The 5,136-nt window shown below is 66.4% G+C and carries 6 protein-coding genes; 5 read left to right on the forward strand and 1 reads right to left on the reverse strand.

Annotation, left to right across the window (positions count from 1 at the left end; all coding sequences use genetic code 11):
- Positions 1-583 precede the first annotated feature (583 nt).
- The 4 genes from ABZ348_RS34425 to ABZ348_RS34440 all read left to right on the forward strand — a co-directional run bounded on the left by ABZ348_RS34425 (position 584) and on the right by ABZ348_RS34440 (position 2,923).
- Complete coding sequence (locus ABZ348_RS34425) at positions 584-763, forward strand: hypothetical protein (protein ID WP_358939911.1); 180 nt, start codon at positions 584-586, stop codon at positions 761-763.
- Positions 760-1,257, forward strand: a complete 498-nt coding sequence (locus ABZ348_RS34430; protein ID WP_358939913.1) for a hypothetical protein — start codon at positions 760-762, stop codon at positions 1,255-1,257. The genes ABZ348_RS34425 and ABZ348_RS34430 overlap by 4 nt, the downstream gene beginning before the upstream one ends.
- A gap of 263 nt (positions 1,258-1,520) precedes the next feature.
- On the forward strand, positions 1,521-2,327 hold the full coding sequence (locus ABZ348_RS34435) for a GNAT family protein (protein WP_358939915.1): 807 nt from the start codon (positions 1,521-1,523) through the stop codon (positions 2,325-2,327).
- A 161-nt stretch (positions 2,328-2,488) separates the two neighbouring features.
- Positions 2,489-2,923 (forward strand): bifunctional ornithine acetyltransferase/N-acetylglutamate synthase, encoded by a 435-nt coding sequence (locus ABZ348_RS34440; RefSeq protein WP_358939917.1) that lies wholly within the window; start codon positions 2,489-2,491, stop codon positions 2,921-2,923.
- Between the two features lie 226 nt (positions 2,924-3,149).
- On the opposite strand, the gene ABZ348_RS34445 is transcribed toward ABZ348_RS34440, so the two are convergent.
- Positions 3,150-3,788, reverse strand: coding sequence for an FMN-binding negative transcriptional regulator (locus tag ABZ348_RS34445; RefSeq protein WP_358939919.1), 639 nt, complete (start codon positions 3,786-3,788; stop codon positions 3,150-3,152).
- A 291-nt stretch (positions 3,789-4,079) separates the two neighbouring features.
- Between ABZ348_RS34445 and ABZ348_RS34450 the strand changes: the two genes are divergently transcribed.
- A partial coding sequence (locus tag ABZ348_RS34450; protein WP_358939921.1) for a SidA/IucD/PvdA family monooxygenase occupies positions 4,080-5,136 on the forward strand: 1,057 nt, incomplete at its 3' end.

Below are 5,136 nucleotides of genomic sequence, written 5' to 3' on the forward strand. Positions count from 1 at the left end.
GGCGGCGAAATCGCCGATTCGATCGCAATGGGACGCACCGCACGAGAGCTGGACAGCACCCCACTCGCAAAGGTCACCGCATCCGCCGCCTGAGGCGCCCTCAAGGTCTCACGACGACAGGAGAAGACGCATCGTCATGCAGACAGAACAAGCAGTCGGCCTTTCAGACGGACTTACGGGAATTCACTTCCCCAGGTCCGCACACAAGGGGGCTGATACACCGTGATCGGACTAAATCACCGAGATCGAGCGTGTTCCGCCAATGTTCACTTTCCCAAGACTTCGCATCACAGCCAAGGGATCTCGTGCCGTACTCAAGTGCTTGTCTACCGGTCATCGGAACCCTACCGGTAGCCGAATTCTCCAAGAGTGGATTCGTACTCATGAGCACGCATTCCCCAGTCAACGGACACGTGCGCCGCAGTGCAGGGTTTCTATGACCGACTGTCTGGACTCCGCACTCGACGCAGTGGGCTCGGCCCCGGTGATCGACGGACGCCACACCCGGTCCTCCTCTAGATGCCCACCCCCGACGAGGTCGGCACGGTGATCGTGCCGGACCCAACGAGACAGAGGTCATGCCGTGAACGAGCAGCAGGAACAACAGCAGAAAGGAGAGCAGCCGACCACCAGTTCGGCATCGCACTCCACCGACCGGTCCCTTCTCAAGACGTCGCGGCTCATCGCCACCCGGTACATCGCGACCCGGCTCGCCGGCACCCGGACGACGACGCTGGAGCGCAGGCCTGGGCGGTGCTCGTGACACACACGCCGCAAACTCTTCCCCAGGCCGCTGGTGCGTGGGGCATCGCCTCCCGGTTGGCGGCCCTGGGCCACCAGCTGGCCGTCGCCGCCGAAACAGACAGGGAGACCGCCCGCGAACTGGCCCGCTGTCTCGCCGTCTCCCTCTCCCCCAGGGCCAGGCTCCTCCTGCTGGACGCCCTGGTCGGGGCCAGCCCCGAGCGCCGGCCGCTGCCTCGCAGCGTTCAGCCCACCGCTCTCATCCGCATGCGGTTCGCCGACACGCGCGCGCTCGAAGGGGCCGTCGACGCCTTCGGCTCCGCGTCGGGGCCAGGCTTCGGCGAGGCATGGAGCGATCCCACGACGCTCACTCTCCAGATTCCCGGCGAGGCCGGGACCGAGACCCTGCGGGCCGTGCTGGCGGTCCTCGATGCGGCAGCGGTCACGACCGACTCGCTCACCGTGCACACGCACGAACTCGACGACGTATTCGCTGCGTTCACCGGACTCTCGTGAGCTCGCGAAGTACCTGAACTGGTGCGCAGGGAGCAGGGAGCAGAGAGCAGAGAGCAGAGAGCAGAGAGCAGCAGGAGTACACATCACGCGCCCTCGGGCACCACAACACGCGCCCAGGGACCGGCTGACCATCGCACTGACATCAAAAACACAATCAAGTAGGGGCGTTGAACCTTTGGGCGAAGCTCAAGTGCCCTGCCACGGCGTGGATGCGACCGGCAGATCTGCGCCCGTACAGCGAAGTCCGGCGAAGGGACGAATCGGTGAACGTCGACTCTCAGGGGCGCGACCAGCGCGCGCAGAGCCACATCAGCCTCATGGAGCGCGGCGCCCCGCCACCGCAACTCGTCGGGACCGACGACACTGCTGTCGCCATCGTCACGACGTCGCCCGAAGGTCCGCGCCCCGCGCGCGGAGGAGACGGGACGGAGCTGCTCGTTCGACGTCCCCGCCCTGCCCAGGGCAGCGGCATCGGGTCTGCGGCTGTGCCGTGTGACCAGCAGGTGCCCGCAGATCCGCTGGAGCCTCTGACGCTGACTGCTGGCGAGTTCCTGCTCCGACGCCCGAGCGTGGCCGAGCACATGGAGGCCCTCGCCCTCGGCCTCGATCCGGACGTCCGGCTGTGGACTCCTCGCTGCCAGATCACCGACGAGGCTTCGGCCATCAGAGACTGCCTCGCCGGAGCGGACTGGTCGGACGGCACTCACGCCACCTTCTCCATCATCCACGGTGGCAGTGGGCGCTACGCCGGCAACATCGCCCTACACAGCATCGACCGCGCGAACTCACAAGCCAAAGTTGGTTACCGCATCGCCCCGTGGACACGCAGGCAGGGAGTGGCCACGGCTGCCGTGCGCAGTGTCGTCGGCTGGGCCCAGGTTGGTCTCGGGCTCACGCGCCTCGTACTGACCCACGGTTTGGAGAACATCGCTTCGTGCCGAGTGGCCCAGAAGGCCGGCTTCGAACTCGAAGGCACCGTGCCGATGGCCAAGCGGTTCGGAGACGAGCAGTTCCACGACGAGCACCTTCATGTCCTCCGTACCGGCCTCACGGCCTCGGCCCGCAGCTGACCCCCGGGTCGCCATCGGATCTCCAACGAGAACGGTGTCCGCCCACGCCACCAAAACCGCTCAGGAGTCACTACAGGAGTGACACAACTCCTCTCGCGGTCGGTCCCTGTTCGCCGCCTCCCGCTCTAGGGTCGAGGACACGCGACCCGGCGGGGATCACCGTGGGAATCGAGCAGAACGGCACCCGAGACCTCGCTCTCGTTCTCAACGCCGGGCCGTGCCGCGCGGCGGCCGGCGCCTTCACCGACAAACTGCTGTTCGGCCTTGCCGGAGCCGCCACCCGGCTGGCCGAGGGCGTCACCAAGGAGATCCGCATCGAGGTCGTGAACGCCGGGAGCGTGAAGGACGCCATCGAGGTCGGCCGGTCCGTCGCCCGCGACAACCTCCTCAAAGGTGTCCTTCACGGAGAGGGCTCCGACTGGGGCCGCGTCCTGTCCGCCATCGGCACCACACATGCCGGCTTCGCGCTGGTGGACAGGACCGGTCGCGAGGTCGCCGCCACGGTGGACCTCGTGGAGGGCGCGGCCTCCACGGTCATTTGGACCAACGACCTCATCGCCGACTACGTTCACGAGAACGGTGAGTACGCCTCGTAGCTGCGGGGGCGCCCTCGCCGTACGGGACGCCAGCGGATAGGCGGACGTCCTCCACCACGGGATCGGCGCAGGGCGACCACACCGCTTCCGCAACTGCTGCCGCACACTGCGGGGCCGCGCCTACGGCTGCCGATGACCACGACGGATCCGCAGCTGCCGGTCGGAACGGTCGGCGGCGAATAGGAGCCGGCCGGGTTCCGGGCCGGCCCGGGCTTCGAGCCCCCCGTCAGCCCATCAGCCCGGCGGTCGCCCGCTTGTACGTGCACGCGCTCTGCCCGAACGACTCCCGCACCCGTTCGCGCACCTCGCTCGGTTGCTCTTGGCTAAGTTTGAACATGCCCTCGGCGCCGGTCACCTTGAGACGGAAGGCCCCCACGGCGGGCGCGATCTTCCGGAAGTAGTCGAGCGACTCGGTCATGTCCCAGCCGTCGCCGAACGCTCCCTCGAAGGCACTCACGGTGGCCTGCACGACGTTCAGCGTCTCCTCCATCGAGTCGATCTTCTCCACCACACCCCGGACGTGCACCGCGGTGAAGTTCCACGTCGGGGCGGCCGGGGTCACCCCGTACACCGTGGGCGACACATAGGAGTGCGGCCCGGTGAACGTCAACAGCAGGACACCGCCCGTCTCCAACGCCGCCCAGTGCGGATTCGCCCGGTTCATGTGCCCGAGCAGCGTGGCCCCCGGAAGTTCGCCGGACCAGTCGTCAGACGTCTCGGGGTCGAATATGGCCGGCAGATGCGTGGCGAACGGGGCCTTCTCGGGGCTGCCGTTGGCCACCGCGAGCGCCAGTGGGTTGTCACGGATCAGGTCGGCCATCCGCGAGCTGGTGTCCGATTCGCGGTAGAAATTGGGCACGTACATCCAGGTTCACCCTTTCGGAAATTGACTCAGGGCGTGGCTCTGGCTCAGGGGTGACCGATGATTCCGTCGCACCGGACGCATTCGCCCTCGGCCGCACCACGCTGAGAACTCTGAAAAACCGCACCGACCGTACTTCTGATTCCCTGGAGGGGACCTTGAGAGAGTCTCAAACGGAACTCAGGCGGCGTTCAAGTTGCCATTGAGTGGTCTTGGAGAGACTCAGGATCAACGCTGTAGGACAGGCTCCGGGCCATCGGCCGAGGTTTCCAGACGCAACCGGGAGAGATTTCCATGGGTATATCGGGCAGGCGTAGCCAAGAGATCTACGACGTGGTCGGTATCGGTTTCGGTCCGTCCAACCTGTCGCTCGCCATCGCCTTGGAGGAGCACGAGGCGAGCACGCCTCAGCATCCGATCAAGGCCCACTTCTTCGAGCGCCAGCCGACGTTCGGCTGGCACCGGAACATGCTGCTGCCGTCGACGACCATGCAGATCTCGTTCCTCAAGGATCTGGCGACCTATCGGGATCCGATGTCCCGGTTCAGCTTCATCTCGTATCTGCACGCATCGAACCGGCTGGTGCAGTTCGTGAACAACCAGGACTTCTACCCGACCCGAAAGGAGTTTCACCAGTACTTGCAGTGGGCGGCCGACGGCTTGCGCGACCGGGTCACCTACGGCACCGAAGTCACCTCGATCCGCCCCGGCACCCGGGACGGCATCCCAACGCCCGATCTGATCGAGATCGAGGTGCGTGACAGCGACGGCACCATCCACGTGGTCACCACCCGCAATGTGGTCATCTCGACGGGCCTGGTGCCGCGACTGCCGGACGGCGTGACGTCCGACGAACGGGTCTGGCACAGTTCGGAGTTCCTGAGCAAGTTCAACTCGCTGGCCTCGCAGGACCTCAAGTGCGTGGCAGTGGTCGGTGCCGGCCAGAGCGCGGCCGAGATCACCCGGTTCTTCTACGACTCTCTGCCGCACGCCCAGGTCTCCGCGGTCCTTCCTTCCTACGGCTATTCGGTCGCCGACGACACCCCTTTCGCCAACCAGGTGTTCGACCCCGACGCGGTCGACGACTACTACTTCGGCGCCGAGCGGGCGCAGGAAGCGTTCTGGCGCTATCACCGCAACACCAACTACGGGGTCGTCGACGCCGATGTCATCCGGGCCCTGCACCAGCGCGTCTACGACGAACAGGTGGACGGCAGCCGGCGGCTGCACTTCCGCAACCTCACCCGGGTCGACGAGGTCAAACGCGCCGGGGACGGTACGCAGGTGGTGCTGCGCTCGCTGCGCGACAACCGGACGGAGGAACTCGCCGTCGACGCCCTGGTCTTCGCCA

It is taken from the genome of Streptomyces sp. NPDC005963, assembly GCF_040638655.1.
GTDB lineage: Bacteria > Actinomycetota > Actinomycetes > Streptomycetales > Streptomycetaceae > Streptomyces.